General features: G+C 45.9%; 16 protein-coding genes. 15 read left to right on the forward strand and 1 reads right to left on the reverse strand.

Features of this window, described 5'->3' with window-relative positions; all coding sequences use genetic code 11:
• From B3N33_RS10880 to B3N33_RS10950, 15 genes are all read left to right on the forward strand, one after another.
• Positions 1–772 (forward strand): BtpA/SgcQ family protein (locus B3N33_RS10880; protein ID WP_292593354.1); only part of this gene is annotated, 772 nt, incomplete at its 5' end.
• On the forward strand, positions 765–1,709 hold the full coding sequence (gene rbsK / locus B3N33_RS10885; RefSeq protein WP_214061080.1) for a ribokinase: 945 nt from the start codon (positions 765–767) through the stop codon (positions 1,707–1,709). The genes B3N33_RS10880 and rbsK, both read left to right, overlap by 8 nt.
• Before the next feature lie 3 nt (positions 1,710–1,712).
• Complete coding sequence (locus B3N33_RS10890; RefSeq protein WP_292593356.1) at positions 1,713–3,206, forward strand: sugar ABC transporter ATP-binding protein; 1,494 nt, start codon at positions 1,713–1,715, stop codon at positions 3,204–3,206.
• A gap of 5 nt (positions 3,207–3,211) precedes the next feature.
• A complete protein-coding gene (locus B3N33_RS10895) occupies positions 3,212–4,177 on the forward strand; it encodes an ABC transporter permease (protein WP_292593358.1) in 966 nt (321 codons plus the stop codon).
• Positions 4,178–4,204: 27 nt separating this feature from the next.
• A complete protein-coding gene (locus tag B3N33_RS10900; protein ID WP_292593360.1) occupies positions 4,205–5,095 on the forward strand; it encodes a substrate-binding domain-containing protein in 891 nt (296 codons plus the stop codon).
• A 326-nt stretch (positions 5,096–5,421) separates the two neighbouring features.
• The gene (locus B3N33_RS10905) at positions 5,422–6,048 is read left to right on the forward strand and encodes a TetR/AcrR family transcriptional regulator (protein ID WP_214078526.1); all 627 of its coding nucleotides are present in this window, start codon (positions 5,422–5,424) and stop codon (positions 6,046–6,048) included.
• Entirely contained in the window at positions 6,041–6,895 is an 855-nt protein-coding gene (locus B3N33_RS10910; RefSeq protein WP_214078525.1) for an ABC transporter ATP-binding protein, read from the forward strand. The genes B3N33_RS10905 and B3N33_RS10910 overlap by 8 nt, the downstream gene beginning before the upstream one ends.
• Positions 6,895–7,932 (forward strand): ABC transporter permease, encoded by a 1,038-nt coding sequence (locus B3N33_RS10915; RefSeq protein ID WP_292593363.1) that lies wholly within the window; start codon positions 6,895–6,897, stop codon positions 7,930–7,932. Before B3N33_RS10910 ends, B3N33_RS10915 begins: the two co-directional genes overlap by 1 nt.
• A gap of 11 nt (positions 7,933–7,943) precedes the next feature.
• Complete coding sequence (locus B3N33_RS10920; RefSeq protein WP_214078523.1) at positions 7,944–8,954, forward strand: ABC transporter permease; 1,011 nt, start codon at positions 7,944–7,946, stop codon at positions 8,952–8,954.
• 323 nt (positions 8,955–9,277) lie between these two features.
• On the forward strand, positions 9,278–10,441 hold the full coding sequence (locus B3N33_RS10925; protein ID WP_292593366.1) for a Gfo/Idh/MocA family protein: 1,164 nt from the start codon (positions 9,278–9,280) through the stop codon (positions 10,439–10,441).
• Between the two features lie 15 nt (positions 10,442–10,456).
• Complete coding sequence (locus tag B3N33_RS10930; protein WP_103134710.1) at positions 10,457–11,449, forward strand: sugar phosphate isomerase/epimerase family protein; 993 nt, start codon at positions 10,457–10,459, stop codon at positions 11,447–11,449.
• Between the two features lie 11 nt (positions 11,450–11,460).
• Positions 11,461–12,954: a sugar ABC transporter ATP-binding protein gene (locus B3N33_RS10935; protein ID WP_214078520.1), complete on the forward strand. Its 1,494-nt coding sequence runs from the start codon at positions 11,461–11,463 to the stop codon at positions 12,952–12,954.
• Positions 12,955–13,929: an ABC transporter permease gene (locus B3N33_RS10940; RefSeq protein ID WP_214078519.1), complete on the forward strand. Its 975-nt coding sequence runs from the start codon at positions 12,955–12,957 to the stop codon at positions 13,927–13,929.
• A 36-nt stretch (positions 13,930–13,965) separates the two neighbouring features.
• The gene (locus B3N33_RS10945) at positions 13,966–14,928 is read left to right on the forward strand and encodes an ABC transporter substrate-binding protein (protein WP_099829892.1); all 963 of its coding nucleotides are present in this window, start codon (positions 13,966–13,968) and stop codon (positions 14,926–14,928) included.
• Between the two features lie 200 nt (positions 14,929–15,128).
• Entirely contained in the window at positions 15,129–17,237 is a 2,109-nt protein-coding gene (locus B3N33_RS10950) for a VIT domain-containing protein (protein ID WP_292593369.1), read from the forward strand.
• A gap of 505 nt (positions 17,238–17,742) precedes the next feature.
• Here the strand turns inward: B3N33_RS10950 and B3N33_RS10955 are convergent.
• Complete coding sequence (locus B3N33_RS10955) at positions 17,743–20,904, reverse strand: S8 family peptidase (protein ID WP_422655910.1); 3,162 nt, start codon at positions 20,902–20,904, stop codon at positions 17,743–17,745.
• Positions 20,905–20,978 lie beyond the last annotated feature (74 nt).

Raw genomic sequence — 20,978 nt, forward strand, 5'->3', positions numbered from 1 at the left:
CCTCCCAGGTTCGCCAAGATATGATTCTGCCAGGTTTGGAATGAAGGAGATACTCAAGATCGCCGTTGAAGAGGCAATAACCATGGAGGATTGCGGCGTCGATGGACTTCAAATAGAGAATATCTGGGACTTCCCTTATCTCAAGGGTGAGAAGATCGGTCATGAAACCTCGGCAGCCCTGGCAGTGGCGACTCAGAAGGTTCGGGAAGCCGTCAGAATTCCAGTGGGAGTGAACTGCCATCTCAATGGAGGGAAGGTTTCGCTTGCAGCGGCTGTTGCAGCAGGAGCCAGATGGATAAGAGTCTTCGAATGGGTGAATGCATATGTTTCTCACGCCGGTTTGACAGAAGGTATCGGGGCAGAACTCGCAAGATACAGAAAACTCCTCGGCGCAGAAGACGTCAAGTTCATGTGCGACGTCAATGTCAAGCATGGAAGCCATTTCATCATTTCAGACAGAAGTGTGGAGGAACAGGCCCACGATGCAGAGTCTGAAGGCGCAGAAGTACTAATAGTTACTGGATTTGAAACAGGACAAGCACCCGATGCTGAGAAAGTAAGGAGTTTCAGCGATACCGTTGGCGTTCCCGTAATAATCGGCAGCGGCCTAACGGAAGATAATGCGAGTGAGTTGCTGAAATTTTCTGATGGAGCGATTGTTGGCAGTTACTTCAAGAAAGACAACAACTGGAAGAATCCTGTGGATCCCGACAGAGTGAAGAAGTTCATGAAAAGTGTCGAGTCTCTTCGAAGGGAGGCTAAAGATGGTTGATTTCGACTTCAACGGAGAGATTCTGTGCATGGGAAGTATGAATATGGATCTTGTTATGGTAATGGACAGCCTTCCAGAGCCAGGTGAGACAGTTCTTACGGACAACTTCAGTACCTATCCGGGCGGTAAAGGTGGCAATCAGGCGGTCGCGGCTGCAATGAATGGCGCCAAGGTTCAGATGTTCACTAAACTCGGCGGTGACAGATTCAGCGTAGAGTTGGTTAATTTGATGAGTGAAAAGGGAGTCGACACTTCCAGAATTCTCAGAGATCCCGAAAGAACAGCCGGAATAGCAATGATACGAGTTGACAAGAAGGGCCAGAACTCGATTTCATTCACTCCAGGCAGCAACGCATTACTCTCTCCCGCTGATGTAGAGAGGAACTCGGATCTCTTCCAATCGGGAAGAATTCTTTTGCTAACAATGGAGATAGCAGAAGAGACTATCTACAGGGCAATAGAAATCGCTCACGAGAAAGGCATGTTTACCATTGTCGATCCTGCGCCTGCCCCAAGACAGGGATTTCCCGATTCCATTGCATCTTTGGTTCATCTCATAAAACCAAACGAAACGGAGGCGAGGATACTCACCGGTATAGAAGTACGTGATAAAGAGTCGGCACGTGATGCTCTTGAGAAACTTAGGCTGCTGGGTTTCAGATTGCCGATAGTTACTCTGGGCGAAAAGGGCATCGTGGGCCTCGATGAAGACTGCTTTATAGAGCTTGATCCCTTCAAAGTTAACTGCGTTGATACTACTGCTGCAGGAGATGTTTTTTCCGGAGCGCTGGCGGCAGCCCTTTCAAAAGGTGAAAGCCTGAGACAGTCTCTAGCATGGGCAAATGCAGCTGGAGCGTTAAGTACAACAATTTCCGGTGCTCAGACTTCTATCCCTTCGTCAGAGAGCGTACGGGATTTGCTAGGAAAGCGGGTGTAAGAAGTGCCTGAAACTGTGCTGAAGCTCGAAGGAATCCATAAATCTTTTGGAGGTATACACGCACTGAATGATGTAAGTTTCGAACTTGCCGAGGGCGAAGTTCACGCGCTTCTTGGGGAGAACGGCGCCGGAAAATCAACGTTAATCAAAATCCTTACCGGTGTCCACAAAATGGATTCCGGATCGATTCAAGTGAGAGGGAAAAGTGTGACGATCGAAGACCCTGTCGATGCTAGGCACAAAGGAATCGGCGCAATATATCAGGAGCTTAGTCTGGTGGACTCTCTTACGGTTGCTGAAAACATTTTCCTTGGCCACGAGCCAACAAAGTCTTTCTTTGGCTCCATCAAAAAGAGAGAGCTTCTGGATAAAGCGGCAAAGTATCTTTCCTCCTTTGCAATTGCTGTGGATCCGAGTGCTTTTGTGGGCGATTTGGGACTTGGCCAGAAAAGGATAATAGAAATCATCAAAGCTCTCTCTATCAATGCGAATATTCTTCTTTTGGATGAACCTACAACCGGTATGAGCAGAGCGGAAATTGACACCCTCTTCAAAATCATGGATGACCTGAAGAAGAAAGAAGTAAACATGATCTACATATCTCACCACCTAGATGAGGTTTTTCGCGTTTGTGATAGGGCGACTGTATTAAGAGACGGCCAGAACGCTGGAACATTCGACATTCGTTCGGTAGATCTGAAAACGCTTGTAAAATCAATGCTGGGAAGAACGCTCAAAGAGGAGTTCCCCGTTCGAGAAGGGACTTCATCAGAAGAGATGCTCTTTGAAGTGAGAGAGTTCAGAACAGAAAAGATGTTTGCTCCAATCAACTTCTCTCTGAGAAAAGGGGAGATACTGGGAATTACTGGAATAATTGGCTCTGGAAAGAGTGAGATAGCACTTGGACTCTTCGGAGCCGACAGGTCTGTGCAGGGTAATATTTCGATCGCAGGCATGGCCGTAAGTCTGAAGTCGCCTGATGATGCAAAGAAACGCGGCATTTCCTTCATCCCTGAGGATCGAAAGGGCCAAGGTCTTTTTCTAAGGCTTAACGTAGAGCACAATATCTGTGTTGCAAATATCGATCTTGCCATTAGCAAAGGGGTAGTTTCCAACAAGAAGAAATCGCAGCTCGCAAAGGATACATGTGAAAGGTTGAGAGTACGTCCGCTAGACATAAAGATGGCAGTCCAAAATCTTTCCGGCGGTAATCAACAGAAAGTAGTTATTGGGAAGTGGCTATGCGGTGAACCCGATATCCTGATTCTAGATGAACCAACCCGCGGAATCGATATTGGCGCAAAGACTGAGATCTATTCTCTGATAAATTATCTTGCCGACCGTGGCACGGGAATTCTAATAATGTCTTCTGAGTTCAGGGAGATGAGTGCGATCTGTGATCGAATACTTGTTATAAGAAAGGGTGAAATAGTAGGAGAGTTAGTCGGTAAAGAATCGTCAACAGAGCAGTTATTGACACTGGCACTTGGAGGTTAGGGCAGATGGAAAAGAATATCGAGAAAACGGATAGATCTGCGTTTTGGGCAAAATTTCTGAAGATGCTCAAAGGAGAGTTGGGACTGATTCTAATTCTTGTGATCCTGATGGTAGTCTTCTCAGTGATATCTCCCTTCTTCTTCAATTCCAGAAATCTGCTCAATGTAACCAGGCAGGTGTCGATAACCCTAATAGTCGCCATCGGAATGACCTTCGTCATCCTAACTGGAGAGATAGATCTTTCTGTAGGTTCTTCCGCGGCATTGGTAGGAGTTGCAACCGCAGCGGTTCTGACCGCTACGGGCTCAATATTTATTGCTATGATTGCGGGATTGGCTATGGGAATCGGTATAGGGCTTACAAATGGCGTTCTCACCGTCTACGGAAGAGTTCAATCCTTCATAGTAACGCTTGCAATGATGGGAATTGCGCGAGGAGTAGCGTTAGTGTGGACGGGAGGAAAACCAATATCTAGATTGCCGGTTAATTTCGGTATAATGGGCGCTGGTTATCTCGGCCCAGTGCCGGTATCAACGATTATTGCCGCCGGGGTCTTCGCTCTTGCCTTCTTTGTACTGAACAAAACCAAACATGGTATATATGTTAAATCGATCGGAGCTAACAAAGAAGCTGCCAGGTTATCAGCAATTCCTGTCAAGAAGTACAGGGTGCTTGCTTTCGCAATTTCCGGCCTCACGAGCGCCCTTGGTGGCATTCTCATAACTTCCAGATTGCTATCGGCGCAACCGAACGCTGCAGAAGGGCTTGAGATGAATGTCATCGCTGCGGTGATACTTGGCGGAGCCTCCCTTTCAGGAGGAGTGGGAACCGTGTTGGGCACACTCCTGGGAGCCATGGTAATAGGTGTTATTGATAATGGAATGAATCTAGTTGGAGTTTCATCGTTCTTCCAGCAAATCGTTAAAGGAGTCATAATACTCGTTGCCGTACTGGCAAAACGTAGTGATTAAGATTACCTATCAAAAAGGAGGAGTAACATGAAACGAATGCTTTTGGTAGTTTTGATGGTTGGATTGCTGGCACCAACTGGCCTTGCGGCCAAGACCATTGGATTCTCAGTTTCCACGCTGGCGAATCCCTTTTTCGTAACCATGAAAGAGGGTGGAGAGGCAAAGGCAAGTGAACTTGGGTTGAAACTGATCGTTCTAGACGCACAGGACAAACCGGAAACTCAATTTGCTCAGATTCAAGATCTAATAACGAGAAGGGTTGATGTACTTATCATCAATCCAGTTGATTCAGATGCAATAGTCTCGGCAGTTCTTGAAGCAAATGCAGCCGGAATCCCGGTAATTACAGTTACAAGACCTTCGAATGGAGGAGTTGTGGCGCAGCATCTTGATATTGATAATAAAGAAGCCGGAATGCTGGCCGCAGTCGCCATGGCAGAGGCTCTTGACGGAAAAGGCAGAGTTGCGATTCTTGAGGGAATTCCCGGTGCGCCCTCGTCAGTAGACAGGCAAGCCGGTTTCATGGACGAGATGAAGAAGTACCCCGGTATTGAAGTCGTCGCATCACTGACAGCAAATTACTCAAGGGAAGAAGGCGCTAGAGTCGCTGACGACATTCTACAGGGGAACCCTGTTCTGGATGGAATTTACGCCCACAATGACGAAATGGCTCTGGGTGCTGTAAGATCGGCGATTGCCGCAGGAAGGCTGAATGAAATCAAGATCGTCGGAATCGATGCGACTGACGATGCAATTGCTGCAATTAAGGCTGGAGAAATGATTGCAACAGTTCAGCAGCAGCCCTACCTGCAGATGGAAATGGCAGTGATTGCGGCTCAGAGAATCATCAACGGTGCAAGCGTCGAACCAAAGGTTATCATTCCACTGAAACTAATAACTATTGACGTTCTTGAGTAAGCTGCAATTTCCTTGGAGAGCGGCGAGATGCCGCTCTCTTTTTTTATTCTTCGGTGACTCTTCATCTATCACGAATGATAAGTAATATATCAAAGCAAAGCCAACTGATTATTCGCTTCTTTTGATCTTGTGCAGTTAGCTTCAGATTCTGTACCAAGTGTGATAAGAGGCCCTTCATGAGATCTAGCGAAATCGGCTTGATTCTGGACCTTTCCTTTAATCTCAACTTAACATGACCGTTCAGTCATGTTAGCGATAGGTGTGTCTGGTAATGTATAATATGACTGATCGGTCATATGACTATCTGGTCATTAGGAGGTGAGTAGATGCCTACAGAGACATTTTTCAATTTGCCTGACGAAAAGAAGGAAAGAATAATCGAAGCAGCCGTAGATGAATTTGCCGAGAATGGTTTTGAAAACGCCAAGGTAAATGAAATAGTAAGAAAATCCTCTATTCCTAAAGGTAGTTTTTATCAGTACTTCAGAGACAAGAGTGATATCTTCAAGTATATACTGGACATTGTTTTCGAAAAGAAGATGCAGATGATGACCGGTATAAGAGACTCTCTTGAGAGATCAAGCATTTTCGAAATTCTGAGAATTATGGTTGGAGCCGCAATCAAGATGGCCGAAGATGATCCCCGGCTTTCAAAAATCAGCGATGATCTGGTCGCAAACAAATCATTGATGAACAAAATCCTGGGAGAGTACTCTCCCTCAAGCAACGACCTGATCAGTTCTTTGATTAAACGGGGAAAAGATACCGGTGAGATCTCTGAGTGGGTCGATCCAGAAATGGCTGCGAAGCTCATCACTGCCTTTATGCTCTCGCTGAGCGAAATGGTCAGATCCGACAGTGAAGGAATGCTTTCAGAACGAGCAAGAGATAAGTATCTTTCACTTATCAAGCTGCTCGAATACGGCATGAAAAGGAGAGAAGACTATGATTGAAGTCAATAACCTATATTATTCGTACAGTAGAAATACGGAATATGCGGTAAAGGGCATTTCATTTGAAGTAAAAGAAGGTGAAGTTTTCGGCTTCTTGGGTCCTAACGGGGCAGGAAAGTCGACAACCCAAAAGATATTGACCGGCCTGCTACCCCTCCAGAAGGGCTCTGCAAGGGTTATGGATGTAGATGTTTCAAAAACCACCTCAGAATTCTATAACAGGATCGGCGTATCTTTCGAAAATCCAAATCTTTATCTCAAGCTAACGGGTCTCGAAAACCTTGAATACTTTGCTAGCCTTTATGATGTACCCACAGCAGATCCAATGAATTTACTGGAAATGGTCGGTCTCAAAGAAGCTGCTAAAAAGAAGGCAGGGGAGTACTCGAAGGGAATGCAGCAAAGACTTGTCTTTGCCCGTTCTCTCATTAACAATCCGAAGATCTGGTTCCTTGACGAGCCCGTATCGGGGCTCGATCCCTCGACTTCCTCATCAATAAGAAAGGTTATCAAAGAAAGAAACACGGAAGGCACCACGATATTCCTAACGACTCATAACATGCATGTAGCAGATGAACTGTGTGATAGAGTGGCATTTATAGTTTCTGGAGAGATCTCCCTCATCGACTCTCCAAGGAACCTGAAACTGAAGTACGGGAAACGTCTGGTAGAAGTCGAGTACAAAGCGAATGGTTCACTAAGAAAGGAAAAGATCTCGCTGACTCATCCGGCTGACAGAGAAAGACTAAATTCTCTGCTCAACTCTGAAGTAATCGAGACGATTCACTCTAAGGAGGCCACTCTCGAAGAGATATTTATAAAGGCTACGGGAGAGGAGTTGAAGTAATGAGACTCTTCACTAACACGCTGAAAGAGATCAAACTCGGCTGGCGAAGCCACTTCTTTCTGCTTACAGTAGGGTTGGCAGTCGCCTACTTTCTGTTAATGACTTTCTTGATTCCAGAAGATCTCTCAACTGACACACAGCTAGTCCTAATGGTAGAACAGGAAGAGTTGGCTACTACTATGGGGCTCATCGAAGAAGACACTGAGATTTCGCTTTCATTCGCAAAAGATCGGGAAGAACTTGACAAAATGATGAACAGAAATTTCAATAGCATCGGTATTGTTATAGGAGGGGACCGGTCTTATCCATCAGTAGAGCTCGTGTTCCAGGGTCACGAAACCGCTGAGACAAGAGAATTCTTGAAACTCCTTGTATCGAGTTATCTTGCCGGGTCATTCAACTCAATTTCCGACAGCAACGTTGAATACCTACAGGAGATACAGGAGACAAGAGCAGAGATTCCTTTGAACAAATCCTTTCTTCCGGTATTCCTCATGTTTGAAGCAGTAATGATGGGTATGATAATGGTATTCGCAATGATATTTAGTGAGAAATCACAGAGCACTCTGCATGCGTACTCAGTTACTCCGGGAAAAATCTGGGAATATCTGGGGGCAAAGGTAATTCTTCTGGTAATCTTGGGAGTGATCTTCACACTGATACTCACCCCTCTAACGGTAGGCCTAAAAGCGAGTTTCCTTCCGCTCATTGTAGTTGTTGCCGTCGGAAGTTTTCTTTCATCATCCGTCTCACTAATTGCGGCCAGTTTCTACAAGAATCTTTCACAATCGATGGCAGCAATGCTCGCACTCACAGTTGTTTTCTCTCTGCCAATGCTTTCATATTTTCTGGATGGGTTTTCTCCCTGGTACTTGAGAGTCCTCCCAACCTATCCAATTCTCTTCTCCTTGAAGGCCGCTGTATTCCCCGAGCTAGGTTATGTTGAGACGTCCGGCGTTGTCCTGGTGACAATTGAAGCAGTTGCTGCCTTTTTGATAGCAGTAACCACCTACAAACTCAGACTGAGAAAAGTATAGGATGTGAAGAGATGAGAATGAAAAGAATACTGAACATTCTCCGAATCGATTCCATTAACGGCACTAGAGACAAGATGATAATATATATACTTCTGACTCCTATTATCTTCTCTTTCTTCTTCCGAGTAATCACTCCAGGTCTCCAGAGTTTTTCAATAAACTTCGTTACCCTCAAAAACTATGAGCAAACGGCAACAGCCCTTGAGAGATTTGGAGGTGTGAAACTTGCTGAATCTGAACTCGAATTAAGAGAGATAGTGAGCGGACCGGGGGATGTTATTGGCATTTACAGAGACGGAGAATCCTTTAACCTTGTTCTTCAGGGAAACGAATCAAGAGAAGTAGAAGAAGCAGCAAGATTGGTGCTGTCCGGAGTCCAATACAACATATGGAATCTGTTTAGCATTGAAGAGAGTGATCAAGGAAAACTGGTCCCTCCAATAACGATATTCGGGTTCAGTTTTGTAGTTATCATCTCCTTTGTCCTTGGCGGCATGGTTATCGGATTCAATATTATCGAGGAAAAGGAATCCGGATCGATGAGGGCTCTGATGGTCACTCCAATCAAGAAGAACGAACTCATTTTCGGTAGAAGCATTCTGGGTGTGCTGATCCCTCTTGTCCATGCACTGCTTGCCGTTCTGATTTTCGACATACCCGGCATTGATCTTCTTAAGTTGATTATCGTAACCATTACTAGTTCAATAATTGGAGTCGTAGTTGGTTTCCTTATCGGCGTTATGTCCTCATCACAGATGAGCGGGATTGCAAACATGAAGATCAGCGGTTGGCTGCTTTTAATGCCCGTAATTCTTGCTTTCATCCTTCCAGAAGGAGCACAGATCATATTCTACTGGTCACCGACCTATTGGTCATTCGTTTCGTTGAGAGATATTCTGAATCAGAGTTCAAACTGGGCCAGCTTCGCCCTCCAGATCCTTTGGATCTGCGCGACAACTGCCGTAATATTCATTCTAATGAAGAGCAGAATCAAAAAAGGACTTCAAACTTACCTCAATTAGGGCGGGGTTCGCATCCCGCTCGTTTTTCATTTTTCACTTAAATATTTTTATGGGGCAAAAAATTAAAGGCAACTATCGGTTATTGTTACGACACTCTTCTAAGCGCTCCAGGAACGATCTGGGATGATTATCCTCCGTATAGTGAAAACAGTGGAATCCAATGCTGTTTCTCACAAAATTCTTCCGTTTTCCTCCCGCTACTTTGCCAAATTATCATGCAAGAATTGAGTTCCATTTTAGCTATAATTTTAGAGAATAGGGGAAATTCGCCCTTTTCTTCGTACTACATCGGTGAGATTCAATATAGACGAGAGGTGAGTAATATGATTGAAGGCAAAGAAGTCTCCTCCGCGGGTCAGTTAAGATATGGCATGGTAGGCGGTGGCGAGGGATCTTTCATTGGCGACGTTCACAGAAAGGCAATAGCGATGGACGGTCTTGCAAAACTTGTTGCTGGCTGTTTCTCGATCTATTACGACGACACAGTTAGAACCGCGAAGAAACTCTGTGTTTCTGACGATAGAGTCTACAAAGATTTCAAGGAAATGGCCTCCAAAGAGTCTGCTAGAGAAGATGGAATAGACTTTGTGAGTATCTGCACCCCAAATGCTACTCACTTCCCAATCGCAAAGGAATTTCTCGAAGCAGATATTAACGTTGTTTGTGAGAAACCTCTTACTGTCGATGAATCAGAAGCAAAAGAGCTGGCGGCTCTTGCGAAAGAGAAGAATCTTCTCTTTGCGGTCACCTACGCTTATTCCGGTTATGCAATGGTCAAACATGCCAGAGAAATGGTACGTAGGGGCGATATTGGAGAAGTCCGAGTTGTCATGGGCGAGTATGCACAGGACTGGCTGGCAACAAGGTTGGAAGATACTGGTAATATGCAGGCTTCCTGGAGAACAGATCCTTCTCAGACGGGAAAGTCGAACTGTGTCGGTGATATTGGCAGTCACATTGAAAACACTGTTTCTTATATTACGGGGTTGAAGCTTAAGTCCATCTGTGCCAGTCTTGATTCATTCGTTCCCGGAAGAACTTTGGATGACAACGCAGAGATTCTCGTCAGGTTCGACAATGGGGCTAGAGGAGTCTTCTGGGCATCACAGGTTGCAGTAGGACATGACAACGGCCTGAAGATAAGGATATTCGGAAGCAAAGGTTCAATCGAATGGGAACAGGAGAATCCAAACTACCTGAAGGTAGCATATGTAGGAGGGCCGGTTCAGATACTCTCTAGAGGCGGAGGTTACATGCTCCCGTCTGCGGCAAACGTCTCCAGAATACCTGCGGGACATCCAGAAGGTTACTACGAAGCTTTTGCGAACATATACAGGAATTTCGCAACGACTCTTATAAAAAAGAAAAATGGGGAAGATCTGTCTGACGCCGACTTCCCCACAGTAGAGGACGGTCTGGCAGGAGTTAGATTCATTGGAAAAGCAGTCGAGAGCTCCGAGAAGGGAAGCGTCTGGGTAGATCTGTAGTCAGGAGGTTTTGACATGGGAAAAAGACCAGTTACATTATTTACAGGCCAGTGGGCCGATCTCACTTTCGAAGAAATCTGTGAAAAGGCCAGTTCATGGGGATATGATGGTTTGGAGATAGCATGTTGGGGCGATCATATGAATCTCGAAATGGCTGCGAAGGATCCAAAGTACGTCGATGAAAGAAGGCGAATCCTCGAAAAACACAATCTGAAGTGCTGGGCCATCGGAGCACACCTAATGGGGCAATGTGTAGGTGATCTGTACGATGTCAGACTTGACGGCTTCGCACCGGCAAGCTGTGGAGGAAGTCCCGAAAAGATTCGAGCATGGGGCATCGAGCAAATGATGTACGCACCAACGGCCGCGAAGAACATGGGCTGTTACACAGTGACCGGCTTTACGGGTTCTCCAGTATGGAAGTTCTGGTATTCATTCCCCCAGACAACGGAGAAAATGGTGGAAGATGCTTATCAAGAGATAGTTGATCTCTGGACGCCGATTTTCGATAAGTTTGACGCCGAAGGAATTACCTTCGCTCTCGAAGTTCATCCCACTGAGATTGCATTCGATTATTACACTGCCAAGAGGTTGCTGGAAGTATTCAATTACAGAAAAACGCTCGGGTTCAATTTCGATCCAAGCCACCTTATCTGGCAGGGAGTCAAACCCCACCTTTTCGTAAGGGACTTCGCTGAAAGGATCTATCATGTACACATGAAGGACGCCGCAGTGACCCTCGACGGCAAAGCCGGAATTCTAGGATCAATGATGACCTTCGGTGACACTAGACGCGGATGGAACTTCAGGTCGCTCGGTCACGGTGACGTTGATTTTGAAGAGATAATTAGAGAACTGAATAACATAGGTTATAGCGGCCCCTTATCAGTAGAATGGGAAGACAGTGGAATGGAAAGAGAGTTCGGAGCGAAAGAAGCAGCCGATTTTGTGAGAAAAGTTGACTTTGAGCCTTCAAACGTCGCTTTTGACGATGCAATGAGAAGTTGAGGAGTGACCTAATGGGTGATGCCCTAATAAAGACCCAAGGAATTTCAAAGGAATTCTCAGGGGTTAGAGTTCTCGACAATATAGACATCGAGATAAACAGGGGAGAAATCTTCGGGATAATCGGAGAAAATGGCGCCGGTAAGTCTACGCTTGTCAAGATTCTCAGTGGAATCTACACACCCACAGAGGGAAAGGTCTTCTTTGAGGGTAATGAAGTAGATATCAAGGACCCCTTGCATGCAAAAGCGATAGGCATCTCCATGATTCCACAGGAATTCAATCTGATCAACGAACTCAACGTCTATGAAAACATCTTTCTAGGTAGCGAAATTACTCGTAAGGGCTTTCTTAACAAGAGAGAGATGAAGAAAAGGACTGTCACGCTTCTGGAGGAGCTCAAGAAATCAATACATCCCGAGGAAAAGATTGAAAGGCTAAGCGTAGCACAAAAGCAGATGGTTGAAATAGCAAAGGCAATTGCTTTTAATTCTAAGCTATTGATAATGGATGAACCGACAACAGTCTTAACTCTAAATGAAATCGAGACCCTCTTTGACCTAATGAGAAATCTCAAAGAAAGCGGTGTCACGATCATCTACATATCTCACAAACTTAAGGAAGTCAAAGAGATCTGCGATAGGGTTATGGTTCTGAGGGATGGAAAGACGATTAGCATCAGCCAAACTGACGAGGCAGATGAAGAAGAAATGGCGAAGAGGATGGTTGGTCGTGAACTGAGCCAGGTCTTTCCCGAGAAGGTTTCCCCCTCTGAAGAGATTGTCTTTGAAGTTGAGGGTCTATCTTTGCATGGCCTTCTGGAAGACATTTCCTTCGACCTTCGCAAAGGTGAGATTCTCGGCTTTGCTGGTCTGGTGGGCGCCGGAAGGACTGAGCTTGCCGAGACGATCATTGGTATCAGAAAGAAAGACTCCGGCAAGATCAGCATCAACGGAAAATCAGTCGAGATTAGATCTCCTATCGATGCCGTGAAGAACAAAATAGCTTACTTGTCTGAAGACCGCCAGGGAAGCGGAGTCCTCACTTCGTTCGACATGATAAAGAACACCACCCTCATTTCACTGCCTTCCTACTCTAAGATACTTATCAACAACAAGTTGGAGAAGGAAAAGACAAAGAAGTACGTTGACAAGTTCAACATCAGGGCAGCATCTCTGAAGACGAGGCTGGAGTTCTTCAGCGGTGGTAATCAGCAGAAAGTGTCTCTCGCCAAATCCCTCGATCCGGAGCCCGAAATATTCATCTTTGATGAACCCACAAGAGGAATTGACGTTAACGCGAAGAGAGAAATCTACAGATTCATAAACGAGCTAGTTAGGGAAGGTGTATCCTGTATTCTGATCTCCTCTGAACTTGAAGAAATCATGGGCATGTGTAATCGCGTGATCGTTATGAGAGAAGGGAGGATTATGGGAATCCTTGAAGGAGAACATATCAACGAAGAGGAGATAATGCTTCACGCCACTGGACTCAAGGGGGTTGCTTAGATGGCAAGAGAGAATGTCCGTAGACGATTCGAATACGAGAAGTTTGGTCCGTTAATAGCTCTTGCGATTCTGTTCGTGATATCCGCTTTCGCCAGCCCGTATTTTCTTCAGACTCAGAATCTTCTAAATATTTTGAGGCAGGTTTCTTATACTGGAATCATAGCGCTAGGTATGACCTTCGTTATAATTTCGGGAGGAATCGATCTTTCGGTCGGCTCGATGGTTGCACTGGTCGGTGGAATTGTTATCCTTGCACTGAACTGGCTTCTGGGAGTGTTTGGTGCAGGCGGGGAAGCATGGGCCATATTCTTTGCCCTTCTCATCGGGCTGCTTTTCGGTGCAGGACTTGGAGCTCTTAACGGATTGATGGTCACCCTTGGCAAGATAGCACCTTTCATTGCTACTCTAGGTACCATGGCCATATTCAGATCGATGGCGTTGTATATAGGAAGTGCCGGTGTATTCAGATCGCAGAGTAGGCTCTTCCCGGATCTTGGAATGGGGAGAATTCTAGGAATTCCGAACCCGGTTATCGTTTTCATAAGTCTTGCGGTAGTCTTTGCCATAATACTCAATAAGACACGTTATGGTAGGTACCTTTGTGCTGTAGGCTCCAATCCGAAAGTCGCAAAGTATTCTGCAATAAAGGTAAATCTAACGAGATTCATGTCATACGTAGCAGTCGGAATAACCGTAGGATTCTCCGCTGTCTTTCTCTCGGCCAGATTGAATTCTATGAGTTCCACTAACGGCGGTCTCAATTATGAACTTGATGCCATTGCAGCGGTCATAATCGGTGGAACACCTATGACAGGTGGTTCGGGTTCGATTTTTGGAACCGTAATCGGAGCGATCACTCTTGGAATAATAAACAACATGCTGAACATGCTAGGAGTCTCACCGTATCTGCAAGGAACGGTCAAGGGAGTAGTAATTATTGGCGCGGTCTTGATACAGAGAAAGAGAGCTCAATAACCCCGTTGGGGCCAAAGGAAATAGGAGGTGTTTTTTGTGAAAAAGGCATTAGTTCTCATGATCCTTGTAGTGTTTGTACTCTCGGCTTTTGCAATGGCCGCCGAGAAGATTAAGATTGGTGTCGCCATCCCGAGTGCAGATCACGGCTGGACAGGTGGAATAGTGTGGTGGGCACAGAGGGCAATAAAGGACTGGAACGAAAAGGATCCCGATGTTGAGTTCTTCCTGGTCACTGCCGATTCACCCGCGAAACAGGTTGGAGATGTTGAAGACCTCATGGTAAAGGGCATCGATGCTCTTGTAATTCTTGCTCATGACTCCGAACCACTCACGCCGATAGTTGAGAAAGCGTACAACAGCGGGGTATTTATTGTCTCCGTCGACAGAGGTCTCACCAAGCCTGTCGAAAACGTGTACGTTGCCGGCGATAACCCGGGACTTGGAAGGGTCTCCGCCGAGTGGATGGCAGAAGCTCTTGATTACAAAGGCGATATAGTGGTTCTAGAAGGCATTCCGTGTGTAATAAACAGCGAAAGAGTCGATGCATTTAATGAAGTAATGGCTAAGTATCCAGACATAAGAATTCTCGATTCCCAGCCCGCTTACTGGGATACAGCCCGCGGACTGGAAATCATGGAAAACTATCTCCAGAAATACCCAAAGATCGACGCCGTTTGGGCACAGGATGACGACGTTCTCGTTGGAGTTCTTCAAGCCTACAGGGAGTCAGGAAGAAATGATATCAAGCTCTTCCTCGGTGGCGCTGGATCAAAGGAAATGATAAAGAAGATCATCGACAATGACCCTCTCGTGAAAGCAGATGTCACATATCCGCCGTCAATGATCGCTACCGGTATTTCGATGGCTGTATTCGCAATGAGGGGCCATCCACTGGAAGGATTCTACCAGCAGCAGATTCCTTCTAAGATAATTCTCGCCGCAGAGCTTATTACAGCTGAAAACGCCGAACTCTACTACGAACCTGATTCGATATTCTAGATTTTTTGGGTCAGCAAGATATTCCCGGAGATCTTTGATCTCCGGGTTTTTTGTTGGTAAAGACAAAAGGCATTGTCAAATCCCTTTTGAGCCAATAATAAGTTATTCATGAATTCTCATATATTGAATCGCATTGATGTAGCAAACTTTGTAGCCCTCTCTCATGTCATATGTAGTAAGGAGAAAGAGGGGGCGATAGAATGAAGGGTTTTGGGGCAATGGTTCTTTTCGTTTTGGCTGGTGCAACTGTCTTTTCAAACGGAGTAGTGGTTCCACCGTATCCAATTGAAAGGGGTCTAGGCGGATTTGTTATGAACTCTCACAATGTTCATATAAAAGTCGAAGACGGAATTGCAACTGTGATTATCGAGGAGGAATTTGAGAACAAATCTATGAGATTGCTTGAAGCGGTGTATCTCTTTCCAATACCTTCTTCGGCCGTGATTAGCGACTTCACTATGAAGATAGGGGATCAAGTTCTTAAGGGAGAAGTACTGCCGGCAGATCAGGCCCGAGAAATCTATCAGGAAATTGTCGCAAAAATGAAAGACCCGGCATTGCTCGAATACGTTGGAACTCAACTGATCCGAATGAGCATATATCCCTTTGAACCGGGAGAGAAACGCCAGTTCCTGATCCAATACAGTCAGCCTCTCGAGATTTCTTCTAATTCTTATTCGATGATCTATCCTTTAAAGATTGATAGCTTTCTCTCTGCACCGATAGGAGCTGTCAACATCAGAGTTTCGGTCCCGTTTGAGATTGCAGAGGTCTATTCGCCGACTCACCCGTTCAGAGAGATGGAAAGCGCATCGGGCAGGGATTACATCTTTAACGCAACCGATTTCGTGCCAGGTTCGGACGTGGCTTTAGTTCTTACATCATCTGAAGACGAGATCCCTTCATCCCTTGCAACTCACTGGGATGACGCCATGAATGAAGGATACTTCCTTCTTACAATTATTCCTAGACTGAAAGAAGAAACAATCATTCCCAAGGATGTTGTCTTCGTTCTCGACATTTCCGGCTCGATGTACGGCGAGAAGATGGAGCAGGCAAAAAGAGCTCTGGAGCAGGTCCTTCAGATGCTTCGCTCTGGCGACCGCTTTGCGATTGTGACTTTCGATGGCCATGTCCACAATCTCACGGGAGGATTGCTCGATGCATCGGAAAGGGCTGTCTGGATAGAGAATGTAAGGCGCATTCAGGCAGATGGCATGACAAATATCTATGACGCTCTTCAAACGAGCATAGACATGTTTAGCAAAGACGACCAGGGAAGGTTCAAAGTGCTCCTCTTTCTCACAGATGGGGCTCCCACCGAAGGAATTACGGACACGGGGAAGATAATCAACGATGCAACTCCCGAGGCAAGAGCCAGAAATGTACACCTGTTTTCTTTTGGAGTAGGAACGGGCGTTGTCGCTGAACTTCTGGACAGACTGGTTCAGGAAAATGCTGGAAGGGTAAGTTACATTGTTGAAGGCGAAAACATTGAAGGAAAGGTTACCGATCTTTACAGGACGATCGAGACGCCGGCTCTAGAGAATGTGACTATATCTATCGAAGGATCGGAGGTTGCGAAGGTTCTTCCGACCGGCCCGCATTCTCTATTCTCCGGACAGGCTCTAAGACTCTCCGGCATTTACTTTGAAGAGGGCGATCTGAAAGTAATCGTAGAAGGAACAAGAGGATTAGAGAGATACAGATACGAGTATCTATTCAGAGTTTCAAAGAATCCTGACAACCCATTTATTGCAAAGATCTGGGCACAGAAGAGAATTGCTCATCTTGCAAATATCTTCAGGTATGATTCCTCTCTCTCAATAGCGGCAAAAGAAGAAGTGAAGCAAGAGATTATCGCTCTTTCAAAGAAATTCAACATAATTAACGAGTTCACCTCCTACCTGATTGCCCCTGAAAGAGTGCAGACCTCTACCCTGGGAGACAGGGGCGGCTTCAGCGCCTCCCCCGCTGTAGATGCCGTAATGGCTGCAAAGTCTGTTGCCGAGATGGAGCAAGACCAGTTTGTCGGAAGCGGAGCCTCTGACTACAAATTTGTAGACAGTATCGGATTTGCTCTCGAAGAAGGAATATGGGTTCAGGACGACGAAGAGGTCAAGACACTTGAACCGATAAGCCTTGTTGCTTACAGCAAAGCTTATTTTGAATTGGCTGATAGAAGCGAATGGGTTGAAAAGGTCTTCGCCCTTGGAGAAAGAGTCAAGTTCATCTTCAATGGAATGCTTTTTGAGATCTCAGACAAAGGAATAGAGAGCGTTGAAGAACTGGACGAAATCTTGAAATAGGCATTGTTTTCTAATAGAAACCCTCAAAAAGACCGTGTTAGTTAGAAGGAACGCAAGACAACTGCGTTCCTTTTGACCGGGTTCAAGTTATTATTACCCATAAGTTTTTTTGTTCGGATCAGAGCCGTTGCTTACACAATGTCATCTGAACACTGTTTAGACGAAGTATTAAACGAGAGGATGAGAAAGTATTATGTCGAGATTTTCTCTTTTTAGGGAGGGCGAACGGCCTTCGTCCTCAGCTCCTAAGCCTCACTTTCTTTATCAAATGGATTTTCACGGTCTCCGTACTTCTATCATCGGCTTTTGAAGTTTAGCATCTGTAGGTTTTGCGGTTAAAAGAGTTCAAGAAACCGAGCCTGTCACGAAAAATAGATAGAAAGATTTATAAAATAGAAAAGGAACGCAGAGGTTGCGTTCCTTTTCAATTTGCTTCGTTCATTCAGTTATTTTAACTGTGAGGCTCTTGAATCAGATGCCTGCAAGATTCATCGTTTCTACCGGATCAATCTCCAATTATCGGGGCGAACTGGAAGTCAATCCAGTTGTCGCCACCGGAGAGAGTTATCGTCTGTGCATTGTTCAGATTAGGTTCGCCTCCGGAGTAGTTGTAGTATCCGAGGAGATCCCCGGTATTGATCGTCCCGCTCTCATCCATATCTCTCCAGGCATATACCTTCACTTGAGAAAGACTCACATTGCTGAAGTGATACGCTCCTGAATCAGATAGGTTGGTGCTGGCAATGTTGGAGCCTGTTGAGGGATTCCTCAAGAAGACTTTGAACTCCTGCGGCGAGGTAATGGCTTCGAGAGCCGCTCCCGCGTCTATCAGTCCCCACCCATAGTAATCGTCTCTACCTGGAGAACCTAGATCGATCGCTGTACTGCGAAGAACGCTTCTGATATCGTCGGGATCGGTTAACCCGGCTCCCATAAGAAGAGCAACTACGCCAGTTACATGTGGCGTGGCCATCGACGTTCCCTGCATATACATATATGTGTCGCCCGTAGGGGTCCAACCGGTGCTGTAGATTCCATTTGGATCAGTAGTACCCGGCAGCATGAAACCTCCCGGTGCCACAACGTCCAAAGCAGGTCCAAAGCAAGAGTATGACGATCTCGTGATTGTACCTCTATCTTCCCAGACGGCTCCTACAGCTATCGTCTCTGGATAGCGAGCAGGATAGAGGATATTGCCGTCTCCATTGTTTCCAGAAGCTGCGACCATAACCACTCCATTCCTTGCTGCGTATTTCACAGCATCATATACCGCCGGGCTGTCTGAAGGTCCTCCAAGACTCATATTAATGACCTTCGCCCCATGATCGACTGCGTAGATGATACTGTTCATAAGAGCTGCTGCGTCTTTGATTCCTCTTATCGGGATCAAGGTGATTCCAAATCCCCCCCAGGTAACTCCAGATACGCCTTTACCATTGTTTGTAAGAGCAGCTATCGTTCCTACGACGTGCGTGCCGTGACTGTCGATTGAAGTGGTTGGTTCAGATACATTTGTGTTGTTGTTCACAAAGTTATATCCCGATTCGAATATGCCGGCTAGATCGGGATGACTCGTGCTGAATCCAGAATCGATTACCGCAACAACCACACTCCTGGAGCCAACCGCGTAGTCCCAAGCTTGAGGCAAATTGATCAGCGGGTAGTTCCACTGTAGCGAGTAGTAAGTATCATTCGGTGTTGTCTCAAGCGCATAGAAAGTGCTGTTTCTAGAAACCTGGACGACTCCCGGCAATCCTGTCAACTCTTTTTCGCTGGCCGTTGTTCTCACATGTATGTACTGCAGTTCACCGTAATAGTCTTCTATCCTGCCAATTATCTGGATCTCGGGAAGAGAGGAGGTGGAGAATGATTCCTCTACCTCCTTGAATGATTCTACCTTCAATAGATATTCATTCTCGATGTATTCCGGTTTGTCGTTCGTAGTTCTTATTTCCGTATTGGAGAGTATCTCCATCTCATTCAGGTCTGCTGTCTTTATGTTTCCCGTGTACGGAGTAACGATTCCAAAGACATTCTTTGTCGTGGTCTCAGCATTATAGTATGCAATCACATTCTTGGGAGAGTTGACATTGACAGTTATGGGGTTTGCATCTCCCATGTTCGCTCCGTTTATTACCCAGTGTGAAAAGGTGTAACCAGCTCTTGTTGGTGCGGTGAAGTTCTTCACTGTGCCCGCGATATACCACCCTGCACCTTCTATGGTTCCGCCTGCAGGATTTGTTCCCGTTGTCACTTTGTACTCTACTTTCATCTCTGCGGTATAGGTCATATCTGAGTTCAAGGTAATCGTTCTTGGGTTGTTAGTATTCGTGTCGCTCCACTGTATGAAGGTGAAGCGGGTATCAGTTCCTGTCACTTGAGCTGATTTATCTTTCTCTTGAGGGGAAGTAACTTCGATGGCTCTTGAAGTTCCGCTGTTGAGAATCACTGTCTTCGGCGAAGTGTAGTTAGTACCACCTATGCTGATGTTCAATCCGGTTTCCGGAGATGTAGTAACCGTAAGAGTGTACTGAGCCTGCTGCTCTGCGAAAACGGCAGTTACGTGATATGGCTTGTCAACCAATAGCTCTAGAGGACGTGCACTTCCCACATCTTTACCATTGACATACCAATGGCTGAAGTTGTAAGGACCCAAATCACCGCTGAAGTCGAACAGCCATTCAGTGCCTCTATCTGTCCAGAAATCGGCAACTTCAGAGACTTCTGATGGTGAGGAATCAACGGTGATGCGATACTCGGTGTCCATTTCTGCAGTATATGTAATATCAGAGTTGACTATCACATTTCTGGGATTCGAAGCATTGCCATCATTCCAGTTACTGANNTTCGAAGTACTGGCATCATTCCAGTTACTGAATACGTATCTCGAGTCTATTCCCGTAAGCCAGGGTGATATGTCCTTCTGCTGTGGAGTAACGACCGAAATCTGCTTCGTTGTTCCACTGTTCACAATCATTCCTTTGGGTGAAGTAAAAAGCGTCCCGTCGATTCTTATGTCAAGTGCCAGATCTGGAGAGGTGGTGACAGTCAAATTACACGGAACTTGATTTGCAGTGTAAACGGCAACAACGTTCTTAGGCTCGTTAATTGTAACGCCAAGAGTCATCAAGGAACCCAAGTTTGTCCCATTTACAAGCCAATGGCTGAATGTATTACCTGCTCTTGTTGGTGCGGTGAAATTCTTAACCGTCCCCGCAATGTACCAGCCTGCGCCAGCAACGTCTCCGCCTTCTGGACTGGTCGATGTGGTCACCTTGTACTCGACCTTCATCTCTGCCGTGTAAGTCATATCGGAATTGAGGGTTATAGTTCTCGGGTTGCTGGTGACCGTATCGCTCCACTGAAGGAAAGTGAAACGAGTATCCGATCCTATAACCTGACCCGATCTATCTTTCTCTTGAAGAGCGGTAACGCCAATATCCGTTGAAGTGCCGCCATTGAGAGTAACCGTCTTCGGGGAGTCATAACTTGTCCCAGCTATGCTGATGCTCAGTCCGGTTTCCGGCGCAGTCGTGACAGTCAATGTGAATTTGGTAGGGGTCGGACACCCCGCAAGCATAATGATCAGTGTTGCGGATAAGGTTATAAGAGCAAAAAACTTGATCTTCATAGATACCTCCTCGCGATGGAAGGAAACATTTCGCATAATCAAGTGTATATGAGGGCTTCAGGTTAGGAATTGCTTGACAATGTGTTAGCTCCGACAAACAATCCTAGCAT

Origin of the sequence: Mesotoga sp. UBA5825, from assembly GCF_002432955.1 — a bacterium.
GTDB lineage: Bacteria > Thermotogota > Thermotogae > Petrotogales > Kosmotogaceae > Mesotoga.